The organism is Actinomadura sp. NBRC 104425 (genome assembly GCF_030269545.1).
Taxonomy (GTDB): domain Bacteria; phylum Actinomycetota; class Actinomycetes; order Streptosporangiales; family Streptosporangiaceae; genus Spirillospora; species Spirillospora keratinilytica.
Window position 1 is genome coordinate 243,597 of record NZ_BSTN01000007.1, and the last position, 19,139, is coordinate 262,735.

At 72.0% G+C, this 19,139-nt stretch carries 10 protein-coding genes, 1 tRNA gene and 1 riboswitch; of the genes, 4 read left to right on the top strand and 7 right to left on the bottom strand.

Going from position 1 to position 19,139, the window contains the following annotated elements; translation table 11 throughout:
- Nucleotides 1-21: 21 nt before the first annotated feature.
- Genes QSK22_RS14045 through QSK22_RS14060 form a run of 4 tightly spaced genes read right to left on the bottom strand, consistent with a single transcriptional unit; the run spans nt 22 to nt 4,516 of the window.
- Nucleotides 22-1,668 (bottom strand): FtsW/RodA/SpoVE family cell cycle protein, encoded by a 1,647-nt coding sequence (locus QSK22_RS14045; RefSeq protein WP_285494561.1) that lies wholly within the window; start codon nt 1,666-1,668, stop codon nt 22-24.
- Complete coding sequence (locus QSK22_RS14050) at nt 1,669-3,282, bottom strand: Stp1/IreP family PP2C-type Ser/Thr phosphatase (protein ID WP_285494562.1); 1,614 nt, start codon at nt 3,280-3,282, stop codon at nt 1,669-1,671.
- Nucleotides 3,279-3,752 (bottom strand): FHA domain-containing protein FhaB/FipA, encoded by a 474-nt coding sequence (locus QSK22_RS14055; RefSeq protein WP_285494563.1) that lies wholly within the window; start codon nt 3,750-3,752, stop codon nt 3,279-3,281. The genes QSK22_RS14050 and QSK22_RS14055 overlap by 4 nt, the downstream gene beginning before the upstream one ends.
- Nucleotides 3,753-3,763: 11 nt before the next feature.
- A complete protein-coding gene (locus QSK22_RS14060; RefSeq protein ID WP_285494564.1) occupies nt 3,764-4,516 on the bottom strand; it encodes an FHA domain-containing protein in 753 nt (250 codons plus the stop codon).
- Between the two features lie 128 nt (nt 4,517-4,644).
- Between QSK22_RS14060 and QSK22_RS14065 the strand changes: the two genes are divergently transcribed.
- Nucleotides 4,645-4,727: transfer RNA gene (locus tag QSK22_RS14065), tRNA-Leu, on the top strand.
- A 934-nt stretch (nt 4,728-5,661) separates the two neighbouring features.
- On the opposite strand, the gene QSK22_RS14070 is transcribed toward QSK22_RS14065, so the two are convergent.
- The 3 genes from QSK22_RS14070 to QSK22_RS14080 are packed head-to-tail and all read right to left on the bottom strand — an operon-like array spanning nt 5,662 to nt 14,565.
- Nucleotides 5,662-7,413, bottom strand: coding sequence for a hypothetical protein (locus QSK22_RS14070; RefSeq protein WP_285494565.1), 1,752 nt, complete (start codon nt 7,411-7,413; stop codon nt 5,662-5,664).
- Nucleotides 7,406-10,888 carry a phospholipase D-like domain-containing protein gene (locus QSK22_RS14075; protein ID WP_285494566.1) on the bottom strand — a complete coding sequence of 1,161 codons (3,483 nt, stop codon included), beginning with the start codon at nt 10,886-10,888 and terminating at the stop codon, nt 7,406-7,408. The genes QSK22_RS14070 and QSK22_RS14075 overlap by 8 nt, the downstream gene beginning before the upstream one ends.
- Complete coding sequence (locus QSK22_RS14080) at nt 10,885-14,565, bottom strand: AAA domain-containing protein (protein ID WP_285494567.1); 3,681 nt, start codon at nt 14,563-14,565, stop codon at nt 10,885-10,887. The genes QSK22_RS14075 and QSK22_RS14080 overlap by 4 nt, the downstream gene beginning before the upstream one ends.
- A gap of 251 nt (nt 14,566-14,816) precedes the next feature.
- Between QSK22_RS14080 and QSK22_RS14085 the strand changes: the two genes are divergently transcribed.
- From QSK22_RS14085 to QSK22_RS14095, 3 genes are all read left to right on the top strand, one after another.
- Complete coding sequence (locus tag QSK22_RS14085) at nt 14,817-15,224, top strand: YciI family protein (RefSeq protein WP_285494569.1); 408 nt, start codon at nt 14,817-14,819, stop codon at nt 15,222-15,224.
- A 396-nt stretch (nt 15,225-15,620) separates the two neighbouring features.
- Nucleotides 15,621-15,820, top strand: a riboswitch (cobalamin riboswitch).
- A 79-nt stretch (nt 15,821-15,899) separates the two neighbouring features.
- The gene (locus tag QSK22_RS14090; protein WP_285494570.1) at nt 15,900-18,101 is read left to right on the top strand and encodes a ribonucleoside-diphosphate reductase subunit alpha; all 2,202 of its coding nucleotides are present in this window, start codon (nt 15,900-15,902) and stop codon (nt 18,099-18,101) included.
- On the top strand, nt 18,092-19,096 hold the full coding sequence (locus QSK22_RS14095; protein ID WP_285494571.1) for a ribonucleotide-diphosphate reductase subunit beta: 1,005 nt from the start codon (nt 18,092-18,094) through the stop codon (nt 19,094-19,096). Before QSK22_RS14090 ends, QSK22_RS14095 begins: the two co-directional genes overlap by 10 nt.
- Nucleotides 19,097-19,139 lie beyond the last annotated feature (43 nt).

The window sequence follows — 19,139 nt, forward strand, 5'->3', positions numbered from 1 at the left end:
TGGCTGGTCATCGGTGCGGGATCACCTCGTGCTCACGATCTGGGTCATGCCCTCGTCCTGGATCGCCTGCGGCGCCGGCTTGCGCGCGTCGTGGCTCATCCGGACCAGGATGGCGATCAGGATCCAGTTGGCCATCAGCGACGAACCGCCCTGGGACAAAAACGGCGTGGTCAGACCGGTCAGCGGGATCAGCCGGGTGACGCCGCCGACGATCACGAACACCTGCAGCGCCAGCACGAACGACACGCCGCCGGCGAACAGCTTCAGGAACGGGTCGCGGGCGGCCACCCCCGTCTTCATGCCGCGCTGCACGATCAGCGCGTAGATCAGCAGCACCACCATCAGCCCGGTCAGCCCGAGCTCCTCGCCCAGCGAGTCGAAGATGAAGTCGCTGAACGACAGCGGGGTGCGCCACGGCTCGCCCTGCCCCAGGCCGGTGCCGAGGACCCCGCCCTCACCCAGCGCGAACAGCCCCTTCATCAGCTGGGCGCTGTCGGAGTACTCCCCGCCCAGCTTGCTGCAGGCGTACCAGCCGGGCCCGATGAGGCGGGTCTGCTCGGCCTTCCCGGTGTCCCCGGCCCGCTCGTACTCGGCGGCCTTGCGCTCCAGCTCCTCGTCGTACTGCTTGTAGATGTCGGTGTCGGGGTTGACCGGCTCGACCTTGCCGTTCTCCAGCAGGCAGCCGCCGTCGAAGTACGGCTTGGGGTTCTGCCAGATGTCGATGCGCTGGTTGACGTGCCCCATGAACGGCAGCAGCGTCGCGATGAACACGCCCACCGCCAGCAGCCCGACGCCGATCAGCACCCACGACACCCGCTGCGTGGCGATGTACAGCATCGACACGAACAGGCCGAAGTACAGCAGCGCCGTGCCCAGGTCCTTCTGCATGAACAGCACGCCCAGGCAGAACAGCCAGATGACCATGATCGGGCCCAGGTCGCGGGCCCGGGGCAGGCTGAGCGGCCCGATCTTCTTGCCGATCAGCGACATGGCCTGCCGCTTGTTCACCAGGTAGCCGGCGAAGAAGACCACCAGCATCAGCTTGGCGAACTCGCCCGGCTGCACCGAGAACCCGGCCACGTTGATCCACACCCGGGCGCCGTTGATCTCCGCGCCCACGCCCGGCACGATCGGCAGCAGCAGCAGGATGATGGCGCCCAGGCCGATCATGTAGGTGTAGCGCTGCGCGGTCTTGGGGGTGAACGACAGCGGCGCGTCGGTCCGGTTGGTGTCCCGCATGATCAGCACCGCGGCGACGAACAGCGCGATGCCGACGAAGGTCCACATCAGCTGGGACGGGGCGTCGGCGGCGTCCTTGAGCACCTGCTGGCCCGCGGCCGCCGCGGCCCGCCGGTTCGGCTGGGTGTCCAGGTCCAACCGGTAGATCATGGCCAGGCCGAGCCCGTTCAACGCCACCGCGAGCGGCAGCAGCAGCGGGTCGGCGTACGGTGCGAACTTCGCCTGGACGAAGTAGGCGGCCAGCGCCAGCACCACCAGGCCGCCGCCGTACCCGAACAACCCGGCGGGGATCTGCCCGTCACGGGCCAGGCCCACCTCCGCGAACGCCGACAGCGTCAGCACCATCGCGAAGATGAGCAGCGCCAGCGACGCCGCGTTGCGCCGCTGGTACGGCAGCTGGCGGCGGATCTGCTCCCCGAGCTGATTCATCTACGACTTTCCCCCGTCGGCCGGACAGCCCTGGATCTGCTGGCTGCCGGTACGGCACGCGTCGCGGCGCCGCTCCAGGTCGGCGAGCTTCTGCTCGGCCTGCGACCGGCCGACGAACGCGAAGGACCCCTGGCGGACGCCGGCCGCGTCGCTCTCCGGAAGTTCACTGGTGTTGACGGTGCTTTCGGCGACCGTGCGCTCACGGCAGTTCTTCTGGTCGGCCCCCTGGACGATGACGACCTTGCCGCCCTGCTCGCGCAGCGAATACTTGCACACCGCGTTCTGCAGGTCCTTCACGGCCTCGGGGCCGCTGACGGTGTAGGTCTCCTTGACCGCCTTCTGCTTGTCCTGCGGCAGGTCCGACACCATGATCGGCGGGTTCGGCTGGTCCTTGGCGGCCGCCTTGCGCGACAGGTCCAGCCCCGGCACCTGCTGCGTGGTGCCGCGGAACAGCACGACCTGCCCGTTCTCCTCACCGATGTAGTAGCCGTTGCGCACGGACTGCAAGCCCACGAAACCCACGGCGGCCAGCCCCACCACGGCCACCCCGGCGGTCACGATCAGCCACGTCCAGCGGCGCGGGCCGCGGCGGCGCTTGGCGGCCGGGGCCTCCGGCGGGGCGAGCACGTCCGGCGCCCCGCCCGGCATCGGCTGCCCCATCGGCATCGGCGCGGGCTGCGGCGGCGGCATCTCGTCCACCGCCACCGGCGGCTGCGGCATCGTGTCGCGCAGCTGCGCCGCCCGGCTCGCCGGAGTGTCGGCGCCGCCCTCGGGCCCCATGCCGCCCGGCGGGGCGGGCTGCGTCGTGCCGGGATCACCCGGCAGGTCCGGCGGACGGGCCGTGGCCGCGGCGCCGACGGCATGGCCGGGGCCGGGCGGCGGCGGGTGCTGCCCCAGGTCGACGACGTCCGCCACCACGCACGTGATGTTGTCCGGACCGCCGCCCCGGTTGGCCAGGTCGATCAGCTGCCGGACGGCCTGCTCGGGGTCGTCGACGTCGGTCAGCACCTGGAAGATCGTATCGGCGGTGACCACGCTGGACAGCCCGTCCGAGCACAGCAGGTAGCGGTCGCCGATCTTGGCTTCGCGCAGCGACAGGTCCGGGTCGACCTCGCCGCGGCCGTCCAGCGCGCGCAGCAGCAGCGACCGCTGGGGGTGCGAGGCCGCCTCGTCGGGGCTGATCCGGCCCTCGTCCACCAGCGACTGCACCAGCGTGTGGTCGTGGGTGATCTGGAACAGGCTGCCCTCGCGCAGCAGGTAGGCCCGCGAATCCCCGATGTGGACCAGCGCCACCTGGTTGCCCGCCCACAGCATCGCCGTCAGCGTCGTGCCCATGCCCTGCAGCGACGGGTCCGACTCGACGATGTGGTGCAGGTTCTCGTTGGCCGCCTTGACGGTGTGTTCGAGCGCCGCCAGCAGCTCGTTGGCCGGCAGCTCCTTGTCGAGCTTGCGCAGTTCGGCGATGGCGGCGGCGCTGGCGATCTCGCCGCCGACGTGTCCGCCCATCCCGTCGGCCACGGCGAGCAGATGGGCGCCCGCGTACGCCGAGTCCTCGTTGCCCTCGCGTAGCATGCCGACGTCGGACCGCGCGGCGTAGCGAATTCCCAGAGTCATTTGCGCAGCTCGATCACCGTCTTGCCGATACGGATCGGTACGCCCGGCGGAACCGGCATCGGCCGGCTCACCCTCGTGCGCCCGAGGTAGGTCCCGTTGGTCGAGCCGAGATCTTCCACGATCCACTGACCGTCCTGCGCGTAAAGTCGGGCATGCCGCCCCGAAGCGTAGTCGTCGGTCACCACGAGCGTGGAGTCATTCGCCCGGCCGATGCTGATCGGAGCCCCCGTCAGATCGATGACCGTGCCGGCCCGCTCGCCCTGGACCACCACCAGCTTGGTCGGCACGTTGCTGCGCTGCGCCCGCGGCGGCCTGGACGGCCGCGCGGCCCGCTGCGGCGGCTGGGCCGCGCGGGCGGCGGCCTTGGAACCGAACAGGTCGGCCCGGATCACGCCGACGGCCGCGATGACGAACAGCCAGAGCACCGCGAGGAACGCCAGCTTGATCAGCGTGAGGGTGAATTCGGACATCGGAGTCGGGGCTACTCCCTATCGCGGCGGAAGACCAGGGTTGTCCGCCCCATCGTGACGCGCGAGCCGTCGACGAGCGTGACCCGCCGGATCGGCTGACCGTTCACGAAGGAGCCGTTCGTCGACCCTAGATCCACCAGCACGACTTCGGGGCCTTCTACGCGGATCTCGGCATGGTGGCGGGACACGCCGGGATCGACCAGCCGCAGGTCGCAGTCGGTGCCGCGGCCCAGCAGCGTGACCGGCGTGTTGATCTCGTAGGTGCGCTGGGTGGCGTCCCCGCCCTCCACCGCCGTGGTCACCAGCAGCCGCGGCCGGCCGGCGAACACCCCGCCCCGCCCCTGCGGAATGTCGCTCACCGGACGGCGGATCTCCCCGCCCTCCACGGTGGAACCGCGGATGACGCCGGACCGGATACGGAACATGCCCGTGGCCAGGTCCCCGGCGTTCTCGAACCGGACACGCACCGGCCCGACGAAGGAGTACCCCTGCTCCTTGGCGTACTCGCGGGCCAGGTTCGCCAACTCCTGGCTCAGGCTGTCGGCGTACACCTGGAGCCGCTGTCCGTCCTGTTCGGAGATCTCGACGACGAAGTCGTTCGGCACCAGGGTGCGTCCAGCCGCCACGATGGCGGCGCGGTCGTCCATCTCGCGCTGAACAGCACTGGCCACCTCGACCGGCTGCAGCTCCGACTTGAAGGCCCGGGCGAAGGCACCTTCGACCATGCCCTCCAGCCGTCGCTCGAAGCGCTGAATGACGCCCACGGGCACCTCCCTTCCCCACTGGTAGACGATCGTATCGGTGCGAAGGTTCGCTCGAAGTATCTGGATACCTAACCACCCCCGAGACCGTGCTAGCCTTTTCGAGCACCCCCCGAGAGGGGGCGGCACCCGGGCGGGTGGCGGAACGGCAGACGCGCACGGTTCAGGTCCGTGTGTCCGCAAGGACGTGAGGGTTCAAATCCCTCCTCGCCCACTCAGGGGTGGTGACGCCGGTCTCCACCTCACAGTGACGGAACGACCCCCCTGCGGCAAGCAGCGGGGGTTCTTCTGTATCCCTCAACGGTACGGCGTCCCCACCGCTGCGTCTCATCCGCGGACACCGGGCGGGAAGCCTGAGCACGTTGGGGTCCGTGAGGCCAAGTCGCCTGTTTCGGCGCACGGCGGCCCCGCGCCGCCGGCCTCGCGGCGTTCGTCCTCGGCCTAGTTCGTGGGGGTGGCTTTTGGGCGTCCAGGTGCCCAGCGGCTTGGTTCGTCGTCACCGCGCCCGGCGCCGGGGTCGCCCGCCCTGGCCCGGCACCGCCCCCGGCCAAGCCTCACCGCCGCCCTGATCGCCCTGGACCGGCCGACAAGGGCGATGGTGTCCGCGTATGGGGCCGCGTGCGGCGCCCGCGGCGCAGGGTCCGACGACCACACGGGGGCCTCGCCGCCGCTCAGCGGAACCTGCCGGTCTCGCCGCGACCGCCGCACCAGCCGCCGCCGATGCCCTGATCGACTCCTTCCGCGCTTGGTCCGCGAGCCCGGCATCCGCAGCGCGGGCCGCGCTTTTCCAAGGCTGGCGTGGCTCTTTGATACGTCGACTACTAGGGCATGTTTCGAAGTTGGCCAGAGCCGTTCGTTGATGGCGGCGATGTGGACGGTGGCCTGGTAGCGGACGGCGAGCTCGTCGAACCCGGGTGGTCGGCCACCGCGCACGCCGCGTCGGCGCCGGTGGTCGGCCTGATCGGCCGGTTCGCAGATCGTGGCCGCGATGCCTCACTGCGTCCGGCGTGCGACATGCCGCCACTCACCACACTTCGAAACAGGTCCTAGGACGCGGAGGTGGAAGCGGCGTTCTGTCGCTCCGCGCCGCCGTGGACGTTCTCAGCCCCGTTCTCCGGTGTGATCGTGATTCGGGGGCGGGGGCGGGCTCAGTGGAGTCGGGTGAGGGCTTCTGCTGCGAATTCGGCGGGGTTCCAGCCCGCTCCGCCGCGTACGAGGTCCCCGATCCCTGACTGCGCGAGCCGGTACTGGTCGCCGACGTGTTCGAGGAAGTGCGCGGTCACAAGCGCGTCGGCGGTCGTGACCGGCTGGAGGATCTGCTCGGGGTCGGTTTCTTCGGGGAGGCCGACCAGGTGCGCGCAGGACGCCAGTTCGGCGGCGTCGAAGGGGGCGGACGGGAACAGGGCGCCGGCGAGGCCGAGCACGGCCCGTTGGGCCGCGTCCAGCGGGGCGAGCAGCAGGGTGCGCAGCCGGGCGCGGGCCTCGGGGGTGCGGATCGCCTCCAGGTCGGCGGTGACCAGTTCGTAGGCGCCCCGGTCGCGCAGCGCGTCGAGCAGTGGGGCCAGGACGGCGGGGACGGCCAGCGGGTGCCGTCCGGTCTCGTAGGTCAGCGCGTCGAGCACGACGGCGTGGGCTCCGATGCCGAGCAGGTCGAGCAGCCAGGCCAGCGACTCGCGGGGGCGGGCGTCGTTCAGTTCGAGCCCCCCGGCCGGGTCGGTCACCGCGTCCAGTCCGAGCTGCGGGACGAGCGCGCGCAGCAGGTTGACGCGGCGGTAGGGGACGCTGGTGGGCTGATGGTCGTCCGCCGGGGCGAGCAGGCACAGCAGCCCCGGGATGTCGAGCACGGCCGTTCCGGCGGGTGCGGTGAGCTCCTCGGCGTTGCCGGGGACGAACCAGATGATCGGCGGGGTGAGGTCGGCCGGCGGGGGAGTATCGGCGTCGGCGATCCAGAGCGGGACGCCGGACCCGCGCAGCAGGGACAGGCGCGGCAGCCGTGTGTCGTCCAGGCAGTCGAGCGTGGTGGCGAAACCGCCGTCCCGCTCCTGGACCGCGGGCCGCGGGGTGCCGCCGAGGAATTCGCTGAGCGCGGTGGCGAACGTCTCGGCGGCGGCCGCGTCGGGATGCGCGGCGAGCGCCCGGAGCCGGTCGAGGACGGCGGCGGCGCCTGGGTCGCGGCGCGCCCGTACGAACCGGTCGAGCTGTGGGAACGGCAGCTGCGCGCCGTCGTCGTACCAGCTCAGCGCTTCGGCGGCGGTGTGGCCGTACCAGGGCCAGCGGGGCGCGCGGGGGACGGTGCGGGGGCCGCCCGGCCCGGTGTCCCCCCGGTCGTTGTCCAGCAGCCATTGGGCGGCGGCCGGTTCGCCCGCCGCCAGGCACGCCTCCAGCGCCTCGGCGCGTGGGTCCTGCGGGCCGTCCAGGCGGCTTCTCAGTTCCGCCGCGAGGGCGTCCTCGGCGTCGCGGAGCCGCTGCTTCTCGGCGTCGAGCATCCGGCGTGCTTCGGCGCGGCGGTGCCCGGCGGCGGTTTCGGCGTCGGACAGGTCGGCGGGGGCGAGGCCGATGCGCTCGGCGCGTTCGCGCAGCACCGCCGCTTCGCGGGCGACTTCGGCGCGGGCCGCCTTGCGGGCGTCCTCCAACAGCCCGGGGACGTCGCGGCTCCACTCCCCGGCGTCGCCGGTCGCCTGCGCGAGGAACGCCTCCACGGCGGTGAACTCGCCGTCCTTGATCAGCCTGCGCACGCCTTCGGCCTCGGTGGCCGGGGCGGCCAGACCGGCCAGGACGAGCCCGGCGACGCGGTCGTCGTCGAGGGCGGCAGCCGGTGTGCGTGCCAGTTCCGCCACCAGGAGCGGATGCCGCCAGCGGCCGGGCCAGCGGCCGATGATCCCGGCGAGTGTCTCATCCATGGTCGGCCCCCCACCTCATCAGGTCTTCAAGATCGGTCAGGAACTCGCGCGCGAGCCGGGCCTCGGCCGCCGGGAGGCGGGCCGCGGAGTCCTCCAGGCTCGGCCAGGCGCCGGCCAGCCAGCGGGCGAGTTCGGCGGTCTCGCCGGGCAGGGCGGCGGCTTCGGCGGTGTCGGCGCGGCCGTGGTCCTCCACGATGTGCCGCACCTGCTGGACGACCGGGTCCAACCGCTGCACATAGCTGCGCAGGTGGCTTCCCTGCATCGGGGTGTACTGCTTGCGCAGCACCTTGGCGCTCGCCGCGGTGACGAAGTCCGCCATGTCGAGGGTGGGCAGGGCGTCCAGCCAGTCGCGCAGCGCCTCGGCGGCGCGCGCGTCCCGCTCGGCGGCCGGGAGCGACGCGGCGTCGGCGTCGGCGCGCTCGTCCAGGATCCGGCGGAGCCGGGCGAACTCGCCGGTCGCCTCGTCGAACAGGCTGTGGTGCGTACGGTTGCTGACGGTGTGGTTGAAGTTGCTGGCGGCGGCGTGCCGCAGCAGCCGGTCCAGGATGCGCCACGCTTCGGCCCGGGAGCGTTCGAGCTCGGCGCCGCCGAGGGCGGCGCGCATGACGTCGAGCGGGACGGCCTGGTAGGCGCCGGGGCGTTGGCCGTCCCCGTGCCAGTAGGCGTGGACCTGTGCGGCGAAGTCGGCCCAGACGCCGGCCCATGCCTCGGCGTCGTCCTCGGTCCAGGCGGTCGACGCGGCGGCCACCAGGCCGTCGGCGACCACGTCCAGGGGGTCGGTGTCCGCGACGGGGCCGAGCAGTGTTCCCGCGGCCGCCGCCGCGACGCCCACGATCCGTTCCGCGGGCCGCAGGTCCTCGACGACGAAGTCGTCGAGGACCTGGGGGAAGTCGGGAGTTCCGCGTGCGGCGCCGAGCAGGGCCAGGGCGGCCGTCGGGGCGGCGGACCGGTCGGGGAGCGTCCTGCGCAGCACCGCCGCCTCGACGAACGCGCCCTCCTGCCAGCGGTCGCGGATCAGCCAGGTGAGCCAGCGTGCGGAGACGGCCTCGTCCGTTCGGTCGCGGTGGTCGGCCAGGCACCGGGCGGCGACGACGCGCAGCAGGTCGCGGGGGGCGGCCGCGTCCGGCACGTCCCCCGCAAGGGAGTCGTCGGCTGCCGTCTCCCCGGCCGGCGCGTCCTCGGTGAGGGCGTCGAGCACCTGCCAGGGGTCGGGCGCGGCCGCCAGGACGTCCCGGACGAGCTCGGCGAGGGGCGCGTCCGCCCGGTACCCCGCGATGATCCGCTGCGCGGCGGCGTAGGCGGCGCCCGACGGGGCCGCCGGCCCCGTCGTCGGCCGGTCGGCGGGGCGCGGTACCCGGGCGGCTCCCACCGCGGTCGCGACGGCGTCGGCGGCTTCCTGCCCGGTCAGCCGGACGCTCAGCTCGGAGGCCGGCCGCTGCCGTCCGTACCGGCCCTCGAACGACAGGTAGTTGAAGCTGCCGACGACCGCGTCGTCGTCCCAGACCAGCACCTTGGCGTGGTTGTCGCGGCCGTTCCCGGCCTCCGGGCCGATCAGGGTCAGCAGCCCGGGGTAGTCGCCGCGGAGCGCTTCGAGACGGGCCAGCGCCTTGGCCCGGCCGCGGGCGTTGCGGCCGCCGTACACCAGCGTGGTGGCGACGCCGCGGTCCAGGCAGCCGCGCAGCGCGTTGACGAACCGGTCGTCGATCACCTCGGCCGACGCCCCGTCGGAGGCGATCACCAGCCGGCGCGCGGCGCGGCGGAGCGCCACCCACAGCAGGTCGCGGTGGGTGGCGTCGGTGACCACGCGCACGTCCGGAAGCGCCCGGGAGGACAGGAAGTCGCGGCACTGCCGCAGGTGCGCCTGCCATCCCTCCGCCCAGATCCGCACGGACGCGGGGGCGACCGCCTGGTCTTCGTCGGGCGGGTCGACGTTGGCGGCGGGTGGCTCGTCCAGTGGTTCGGGGTCGTCGGGCTCCTCGCCGTGCAGACGCGCGGCGGCCACGAAGTCGGCGTGCCGCACGGTCAGCAGCTGCGCCTGGTCGTAGGAGGGCACCGAGCGGCGCGCCCAGCGCAGCAGCTCCTCGATCGGCGCGCATTGCCCCGGCCCTCGGGCGCGCAGCAGCACGCCCACCTCGGCGAGGCCGCCGCTGGACGACAGCAGGTTGCGGCTGGTCACCAGCGCCGCGCGGTCGTCGGCGAGCAGCACCTTGGCGTGCGTGCCGACGGAGGTCTCCGGAATGACGACCCGCCGCCTGGGGCCGCCGGGCCGGTCGGCCTTCAGGTCGTACAGCGCGTTGCGCACCTTGTCGTCCTGGTCCTCCAGGAGCGAGTCCCGGTCGGCGCCCCACAGCAGGACGATCACGACACCGCGGTCGGCGGCCCGGTCCAGCTCGTCCAGCACCGTGCTGATCGCGCCGTAGGTCAGCCAGGGGCCGGCGATCACCAGCTGCGTGCGGGCCTGGCGGATCAGGCCGACGACCGTCTCCGGGTGCGCGTCGCCGGGCACCACCTGCGCGGGCAGCTCCCGGTCGACGCGCGCCCGCAGCAGCCGGTCGAGCCGGTCGGCCTCGGCGGTCAGCTCGTCGTGCCAGTTGAGACGCTGACCGGCGGGGATGTCCACGGTGCCGGTCACCCGCTGCTCCAGGCGGGTCAGCACCGACTCCGCTGACGGCGGCTCGACCAGCCGGGCCTCGGCGAGCCTGCGCAGCTCCACGAAGACCGGCTTGGTGGGGAACTCGGCGGCCAGCCGGGTGAGCCGTTCGGACGCCGGTTCGCGCAGTTCGGCCGGGTACGTCTCATCGGTGACGGTCACGACGAGCCGTTCGGAGTCCTCGTCCCACACCGGGGCCACCTGAAGCGGGGTCCACCGGCGGCCCGCGGACTGCTGCAGGTCGCGCGGTGGAATCCGGAACGACCGGACCCGCCGCGTCCGCCCGGTGACGGAGGCGCCGGCGCGGCCTTCCTCCGCCGCGTCGTCCCCTCGGCGCCGGCGCTGCGCGGCGTTGAGCGCGGCGAGCACGTCGGCCTCCCTGGCATCCTGCAGCCGGAAGTCGCTGTCCTCGACGGGGACGGTCATCCGCCAATTGCCCGGCCGCATGGGCCCGGCGGCCGCCCGGACGAGACCGGTGAGCTTGTCCACCATCAGTTCGAGCGTCTCCGGCGTGGCCTCGGCGCCGCGCAGCCGCTCGGGTTCGCCGGCGTCCAGGTGGCGGGCGACCTCGTCCGACACCACGACGGTGCGCCGCGCCGGGTCGATGACCAGGTGGTCGTGACGCCAGAGGTCGTAGACGAAGTCGTTGACCAGCCGCCGGGGCAGCCCCAGCGCCGTCGACAGCTGCGCGACGTCGTTCAGCCCCGCGTGGACGGCGCGCAGCACCAGCTCCTCCATCGACGACAGCGAGTCGCCGTAGCCCACTCGGACCTGGACTTCGACGACGTCGCACGGCACGTACACGGTGACCCGCGTCTCGCTCACCTGGCCTCCACCGGCTTGAACACCTCCGCCGCGTTCATGACGGTCCCGTACTGCTGGACGCCCCGGCAGACCAGCTGCCAGAAGTCGCCGTCGTCGTCGCGATACCGCTGGAAGTGGGCGAAGTTGCCGACGATCACCAGCAGCTTCCTGGCACGCGAGAACATCACGTTGATCAGGTCGGGGCGGGCGAGATGGCCGTAGCCGGCCGCGGCGGCCGTGCCGTCGCCGTGCATCTTGTCGCGGACGAGGGAGACGATGACGATGTCCGCCTCCCGCCCCTGGAACGCGTGCACGGTGTAGGCGTACGGCTCCAGGTCGCGGTGCCGTTTGAGCTTCTGGAGCTGCTGGCGGTAGGGCGTGAGGACGGCCACCGGCTCGGCGCTGTAGCCGTCGCGGTTCGGCCGCGGTTCGGGCCGCAGCTCGCGGAACAGCGAGCACACGATCTCGACCTCGCCGTCGTTGGACCAGTGCCGCCGCTCGCAGCAGTTCGGCATGTCGGCGGTGTCGAGCCAGACCAGGGAGCGTCCGCGCAGCCGCCCCGGCGCCTGGAGCGGCAGCGGGTCGGGTTCGCGGCCGGTTTCCAGCAGCCCCTTCGGCAGCCCGTCCTTGCGCGGTCCGCGGCCGTCGTTGTAGAAGACGCGGCTGACCACCTCGGCGATCGGCGGGGCCATGCGGAACTGCGTGGTCAGCTGCGACACCGGCCGCGGCCCGAGCGTCGGCCGCTCGCCCGCGTCGAACAGGTGCCGGAACAGGTCGAAGGCGTCGATGTAGGCCTGCCGCTTGTCCGCCGGGACCGCGACCGCCGGGTTGGGGTCGCCGATGCAGGAGTCGAGGAAGCGCACCACCTCGTCCCGGCGGTGCGCCGGCAGCTGCGACTGGTCCCCGATGAGCGTCCACCGGGTGCCCCGCACCAGCGGGATCGCCAGTTCGGTCGGCCACGCCTTGGCGGCCTCCTCCACGATCACCCAGTCGAACGCGGTCGCCCCGGCGGTGACCCCGATGTCGTGGGGCGTGGCGGTGCCGCAGGTCGCGAAGACGATATTGGCGCCGCGCTGGAGCCGGTCGGCCAGCTCCGGTTTGACCGACTCGCCGCCGTCGTCGCGCAGCAGCGCCAGCCAGTCCGACAGCACCGGCCGCAGCCGGTCGTCCACCCCGCGGGCGAGCTGCCGTTCGACATGCGCCCGGATCTGCCGGGCCTGGCGCACCACCAGGTTGTCGCGCAGCCACGGCTGGACGTCCTTGTCGGGGGTCGCGCGCTGCGACTTCACCCGTAGGGCGATGGGCACGTTCTCGCCCCGGTCGGTGGGGCCGTCGTCGTCCATGGCTCCGATGTCGCGCAGGATGCGGACGGCGAGGTTGTCCAACGTGAAGTTGGACTGCGCCGACACCAGGACACGGTGGGTGGGCTCCTGCTCCAGGTACGCCGCGATGGCCCGGGACGTCACGGTCGTCTTGCCGGTGCCGGGCGGCCCCTGCAGCGCGAAGAACGGGTCGAACCGGAGCATGTCCTGGACCGCGCCCGGCCCGCTGCCGATCAGATCCTTGCCGGCCGTCGGCCAGCGGTCGGGCATGCGGATCGCCTCGGGGTTGCGCAGCCGGCTGGTGAGCGGGCGCAGCGCGAACAGCTCCCAGCGGGCGTTGGCCTGCCGCCGCTGGACCGCCTCGGCGCCGATGTCGTCCGCGGGGCGGATCCAGCCCTGCTGCGGGACCGGGGGCGCGTCGGGTTCCCGGCGGATGACGATCCGGTCGGGCCCCTCCCTGCGGACGACGGTCGCGCGGGACTTGCGGGACCCCTCGTGCTTGCGGCCGGTCTCGCTGGTGAACAGCTCGACCGCCGAACTGCCGTCCTCGTTCTCCAGGTTGTCGAAGAAGTCGCCGAACGCCGGACGCAGGCCGGGCTGGCGCACGTACTTGGTGAACAGGGCGGACCGGTGGATGCGCTCGCGGTCGCGTTCGCGGTCCCAGTAGACGAACACCTCGCCGCCCTGCCCCGGCGCGCGATCGACCCGGTACGGGTAGCACCGCGCCTGCAGCTCGACGCCCTGGAACTCCAGCAGCCAGTCGATGGCCCGCTGGTAGTCCAACTCCGCCTGCGACACCCTGCCGGCCGGCCGCACGCTGTCCAGCAGCGGCTTCCACGACGGCCTGTCCTTCAGCTCCCTGCGCAGCACCGCCCGGGGCAGACCGTGCTTGATCAGCTTGAACTCCGGCATCAGCCGGGGCCGGGACGCGGGCAGCAGATCGTCCAGCTTCGTGCGGACCGCGGCCAGGTCGCGGCGGGCGACGTACTTGATGACCAGCGCCTCGTCCAGCGGCGTGCCGGAGGGCTGCCCGCTGGCGGGGTCCGGCATCCGGTACGGCTCGCAGAACCACACCACGCGCTCGCCGACCAGCATCACCGTCGCCCGGCGCTTGGGCTCGATCTCGCCGCCCTCGACGAACGGTTCGGCGCCGCTCGGCGAGTGCGCGATCCGGGCCCGCCGCAGGTCGGTGACGATCAGGTCGTGCAGCTCCCGGAGGCCTTCGGGGGTGTCGGTGCCGTAGGTCAGCCAGCCCCAGTTGCCGAACGTGGCCTGGCTGTGGGTGGGCATGTGCACCACCAGGTAGGGGCGTTCGCTGTCGACGTCGCCGTACCAGCTCAGGATGGCGTCGTGGGCGGCGCCGAGGTCGTTGACGACCTCCGCGGCGGTCGGCCGCCCCGCCGGAACCGGGTCGAGCATGCGGTGCAGCAGCGCGCGCAAGGGTTCCGGCACGGCGGTGGCCCGCAGGTCGCGGCGCAGCCGGCGGTTCAGCTCGTCCAGGCGCTCCCGCACCGCCCGCATCGCGGGCTCGTCCTCGGGGACGGCGTCCGGCAGCAGCTCGACGGGGAACGGCCCGACGAACCACTCCCACACGATCGCGGCCAGCGAGTACACGTCGGCCTTCGCGCTCTCCACCTGCGTGACGTCTTCCTCGGTCGCCAGCAGGTGCCGCACCCTCTCGGGGGCGAGGTAGGCGAGCGGCTCCGGGCCCCGGTTCAGCACGAGCCTGGCGAGCTGCGAGCGGTCCAGGGCTGAGTCCACCGAGGTGCCGCTGAGCAGGCTGGAGACGAACGAGCTGAGCTCGAACCTGGCGAGCCGCAGCGTCGGCGGCTCGTTGTCGCCGCCGTGCACCACGTCGATCGTCCAGGGGGACAGGTTGCGGTGCGACAGGCACAGGTCGTGCAGGACGGCCAGGCCGTCGGCCAGATGCGCGAACTGGCGCAGCGCCTCCACCCGGTCGTTGCGGTAGACCTCCGTCCTGCCGCTCTCGGCGAGCGTGTCGTCGGCGCCCTCCGTGGCGACGAACGCGACGCCGTCGACGTTGATGCCGGTGGCCTGGATGCTCTCGGCGTCCTCGTATCCCCCGGACAGCAGCTGGGGGAGCGCCGGATGCCCGAGGCCCGACACCCGCGACAGCGCCCGGACCTCCTGGCTCCACAGCAGCCCGCCCAGTTCCGAGAGGCCGAGATAGATCTGCAGGTCGACCAGCTTGGGGTCGTGCTCGTCCGGGGTGAGCAGCTGGGTCGAGAACAGGCAGCCGCTTAGCAGCTCGTGCCAGGATTCGTCGTCGAACTCCTCGAAGGGCCCGTACTTGGCGGTCCTGGTGTCACAACACAGGTAACGCACCAGCCGTTTCGCGTCTTCAACAGATCCCACGCCGCCGCCCCTCGTCCTGGTTGCCCACGCAAGGGGAGCTTATTACCGGACGAGTCCGGTTATGGCGGTCCTATCGGTCAGACATTCCTGCGGCCGTATCGCGGCACTCCCCCGTTGTGCGGAGGCGGGTTGCGCGGGCTCCTTTCACGGGCGGTCGGAAAAGTTCGGGCGGTGATGTCGAGAACCCGTGACCGGCTCCGTTCCCGGGGTACACGCGACCGAAATGGCCGCCAGCACCGAGGAGAACCACGATGGCCAAGTATCTGCTGCTCAAGCACTACCGGGGCGCCCCGGCTCCGGTGAACGACGTGCCGATGGACAAGTGGACGCCGGAGGAGATTTCGGCCCATATGCAGTTCATGCGCGACTTCGCCGCCCGGCTGGAGGAGACCGGCGAGTTCGTCGACGCCCAGGCGCTCGCCCCCGAGGGCACGTTCGTCCGGTACGACGGCGAGGGGCGCCCGCCGGTCACCGGCGGTCCGTTCGCCGAGACCAAAGACCTCATCGCCGGCTGGATGGTGGTCGACGTCGACGGCTACGAGCGCGCCATCGAGCTGGCGGGGGAGCTGTCGGCCGCTCCGGGGGCGGGCGGCAGGCCGATCCACGAGTGGCTGGAGGTCCGCCCGTTCCTCACTGAGCCGCCCACCATCGCCGAGTGAACGCGTGCCTGGACGGGGCCTTGCTGCGAAGCCTCACGCCGACCGCGGTTCCGGCGCCCGGCGGCGGGCCGCGGCGCGCCTGCTCGGCCCGGCGGCCATCAGTCCGCGCCGGGTCGGGCAGGCGGTCGTGCGCCGGTTCGCCGCCTCGGAAGGCCGGCATCCACACTCACACGTGCTCCTCGGTGTCCGCTGCGATCGGCGTGCTGGACCCGGTCGTCCGCCGGTGTCGTGGCGGCCCGCTCGCGCGGAAACCGGCCGCCGGCCCGCATGGCCGGAGGCCGGGGACAGGCGGGCGTCTCCGCTGCCGCGGCGTTTTCGATCATGCATGTTCTATCACGCCGTCCCGAGTAACACGCACAACATCTAGGTGTTGCATTCTCTCCCGCCACTAGATGTAGAGTTCGGGGCGTCGCGGGTCCGCCCCTCATGGGGCGGCGCGAGAGGCATTCCCGTGTGCATGCGGGACTGCCCCGCAGTGGTGACGGGGGACGACAACCGTCACCGGAGCGCCGGGCTGCACGGCCCGGAAAGCGACGGCCGGTAGGCCCGTGGACGGTGCCCCGAGTCCGAAGACCCGCCCGCGACCGCAAGTGACCATGAGCCTGCGAGGGCGGGCCGGTGGGTGGGTGCGCCGTGCCCACCTTCCAGCGCGCCCGCAGCCCGATGGGAGAGCAGATGACTGATTCCGCAACCGTCGACGACCGAGAACTGGCGGTCCGGGAGGCCGCCGCACGGGTCGGCGCCGATCCCGGCCAGTCCCGGGTCGCGGCCGCGCTGCTCGCCGAGCTGATCCGGGACGAGGCCGCCGGGGAGGGCGTCGATACGTTCAGCTCCTCGGTGCGTCTGGCGCACGAGCAGGGCCTGCTGAGCGACGAGACCGCGGCGTTCGTCGCCGCGCACGCCGCCGAGCTGGACGCGCTCGTCGACGACACCGCCGACGACCGGTTCGAGTACTTCGGCCTGAGAACGGTCTACGACCGCTACCTGCTGCGCCACCCGCACACCCGCAAGGTCATCGAACGCCCGCAGCACTTCCTGATGCGCGTGGCGTGCGGGCTGTCCGACACCGTCGACGAGGCCGCCCGGCTGTACGAGCTGATGTCGCGGCTGGAGTACCTGCCGTCGTCGCCCACGCTGTTCAACTCCGGCGCGCGCCGCCCCCAGCTGTCGTCGTGCTTCCTGCTCGACTCCCCGCGCGACGAGCTGGAGTCGATCTACGAGCGATACGGGCAGGTGGCGCGGCTGTCGAAGTACGCCGGCGGGATCGGGATCTCCTGGTCGCGGATCCGGTCCCGCGGGTCGCTGATCCGCGGCACCAACGGAACCTCCAACGGCATCGTCCCGTGGCTGCGGACACTGGACGCCTCGGTGGCGGCGGTCAACCAGGGCGGCCGCCGCAAGGGAGCGGCCTGCGTGTACCTGGAGCCGTGGCACGCCGACGTCGAGGAGTTTCTGGAACTGCGCGACAACACCGGTGAGGACCAGCGCCGTACCCACAACCTCAACCTGGCCAACTGGATCCCCGACGAGTTCATGCGGCGGGTGGAGGCCGACGCCGACTGGTCGCTGTTCGACCCCAAGGAGGTGCCCGAGCTCACCGACCTGTGGGGCGAGGAGTTCGACGCCGCCTACCGCCGTGCCGAGGCCGAGGGCCGATACGTGCGGCAGGTCCCGGCGCGCCGCCTGTACGGCCGCATGATGCGCACGCTGGCCCAGACCGGCAACGGCTGGATGACCTTCAAGGATGCGGCCAACCGGACCTGCAACCAGACGGCCGAGCCCGGCAACGTGGTGCACCTGTCGAACCTGTGCACCGAGATCCTCGAGGTGACCGGTGACACCGAGACCGCCGTGTGCAACCTGGGATCGGTGAACCTGGCCTGCCACGTCACCCCGGACGGCTTCGACTTCGCCAAGCTGCGTGACACCGTGCGGGTGGCCGTCCGGTTCCTGGACCGGACCATCGACCGCGGCTACTACCCGACGCCGGAGGCGGCCGCGACCAACGCCAAGTGGCGTCCGATCGGACTGGGCGTGATGGGCCTGGCCGACGTGTTCTTCACGCTGCGGCTGCCGTTCGACTCGCCCGAGGCGCTGGAGCTGTCCACCGCCATCGCCGAGGAGATCGCCCTGACCGCCTACAACACCTCGGCGGACCTGGCCGAGGAACTGGGCGCGCACCCCGCGTTCGGCCAGACGCGCGCGGCCCGCGGCGTGCTGCACCCCGACCACTTCCCGGCCGCGCACCGCAAGCCCGCCGAATGGAACGCGCTGCGCCGGCGCGTCGCCGAGGTGGGGCTGCGCAACTCGCTGCTGGTCGCGATCGCGCCGACCGCGACCATCGCGTCCATCGCCGGCTGCTACGAGTGCATCGAGCCGCAGGTCTCCAACGTGTTCAAGCGCGAGACGCTGTCCGGCGAGTTCCTGCAGATCAACCGCTACCTGGTCGCCGACCTGCGCGCCGTCGGCAAGTGGACGCAACAGATCCGGGACGCCATCAAGCGCGGCGGCGGCTCGATCCAGCACATCCCCGGCCTCGACGACGAGCTCAAGCGGCTCTACCGCACCGCCTGGGAGATCCCCCAGAAGGCGCTGATCGACCTGGCGGCCGCGCGCACGCCCTACGTCGACCAGTCCCAGTCCCTGAACCTGTTCATGGCCACCCCCACCATCGGCAAGCTCTCCTCGATGTACGCCTACGCGTGGAAGGCCGGCCTCAAGACCACCTACTACCTGCGATCGCGTCCCGCGACCAGCATCGCCCAGACGACGGTCGCCGCCACCGCTCCCGCCGTCACCGTTGGTGACACCGCGGATGACACCGCGGTGACCGCCTGCTCCCTGGAGAACCCCGAGATCTGCGAGGCATGCCAGTGACCCTGCTCGACCCCGGGATGGACCTGACCCTCCGTCCCATGCGCTACCCCGGCTTCTACGAACGGTTCCGGGCCGCCATCCGCAACACCTGGACCGTCGAGGAGGTGGACCTCGCCTCCGACCTGCCGGACCTGGACAAGCTCACCCCCGACGAAATGCACCTGGTCAGACGGCTCGTCGCGTTCTTCGCCACCGGCGACTCGATCGTCGCCAACAACCTGGTGCTCAACCTCTACAAGCACGTGAACGCGCCGGAGGCGCGGCTCTACCTGTCGCGGCAGCTTTTCGAGGAGGCCGTGCACGTCCAGTTCTACCTGACGCTCCTGGACACCTACCTCAAGGAGGACGAGGAGCGCAGGCAGGCGTTCGCGGCCATCGAGCACATCCCCTCCATCCGGCAGAAGGCCGAGTTCTGCTTCAAGTGGATCGACTCGATCTCACAGCTCGACGAACTCGACACGGCCGAGCAGCGGCGCGCGTTCCTGCTCAACCTGATCTGCTTCGCCGCCTGCATCGAGGGACTGTTCTTCTACGGCGCGTTCGCCTACGTCTACTGGCTGCGCTCGCGCGGCCTGCTCAACGGCCTGGCCAGCGGCACCAACTGGGTGTTCCGCGACGAGTCCATGCACATGGAGTTCGCGTTCTCCGTCGTCGACACCGTCCGCGCCGAGGAGCCGGAACTGTTCGACGACGAGCTCACCGCCCAGGTCACCGAGATGCTGGAGGAGGCGGTCGCGGCCGAACTGGCCTTCGCGCACGACCTGTGCGGTGACGGACTGCCCGGCATGAGCGCCACCGACATGCGCGCCTACCTCGAATACGTGGCCGACCAGCGGTTGACCCGCCTCGGCATGCCCCGCCGGTACGGCACCGCCAACCCCTTCGCCTTCATGGAGCTGCAGGACGTGCAGGAGCTGTCCAACTTCTTCGAACGCCGCGTCTCGGCCTACCAGGTCGGCATCGAGGGCTCGGTCTCCTTCGACGAGGACTTCTGACCCGGCCCCCTGCCCACCGAAGACGTCCCGACCACCCCACGGT

What these genes read in the sequence shown, in the direction of transcription:
- QSK22_RS14045 (WP_285494561.1), bottom strand. Translation starts at nt 1,668, where the DNA reads ATGAATCAGCTCGGGGAGCAGATCCGCCGCCAGCTGCCGTACCAGCGG.
- QSK22_RS14050 (WP_285494562.1), bottom strand. Translation starts at nt 3,282, where the DNA reads ATGACTCTGGGAATTCGCTACGCCGCGCGGTCCGACGTCGGCATGCTA.
- QSK22_RS14055 (WP_285494563.1), bottom strand. Translation starts at nt 3,752, where the DNA reads ATGTCCGAATTCACCCTCACGCTGATCAAGCTGGCGTTCCTCGCGGTG.
- QSK22_RS14070 (WP_285494565.1), bottom strand. Translation starts at nt 7,413, where the DNA reads ATGGATGAGACACTCGCCGGGATCATCGGCCGCTGGCCCGGCCGCTGG.
- QSK22_RS14085 (WP_285494569.1), top strand. Translation starts at nt 14,817, where the DNA reads ATGGCCAAGTATCTGCTGCTCAAGCACTACCGGGGCGCCCCGGCTCCG.
- QSK22_RS14090 (WP_285494570.1), top strand. Translation starts at nt 15,900, where the DNA reads ATGACTGATTCCGCAACCGTCGACGACCGAGAACTGGCGGTCCGGGAG.
- QSK22_RS14095 (WP_285494571.1), top strand. Translation starts at nt 18,092, where the DNA reads ATGCCAGTGACCCTGCTCGACCCCGGGATGGACCTGACCCTCCGTCCC.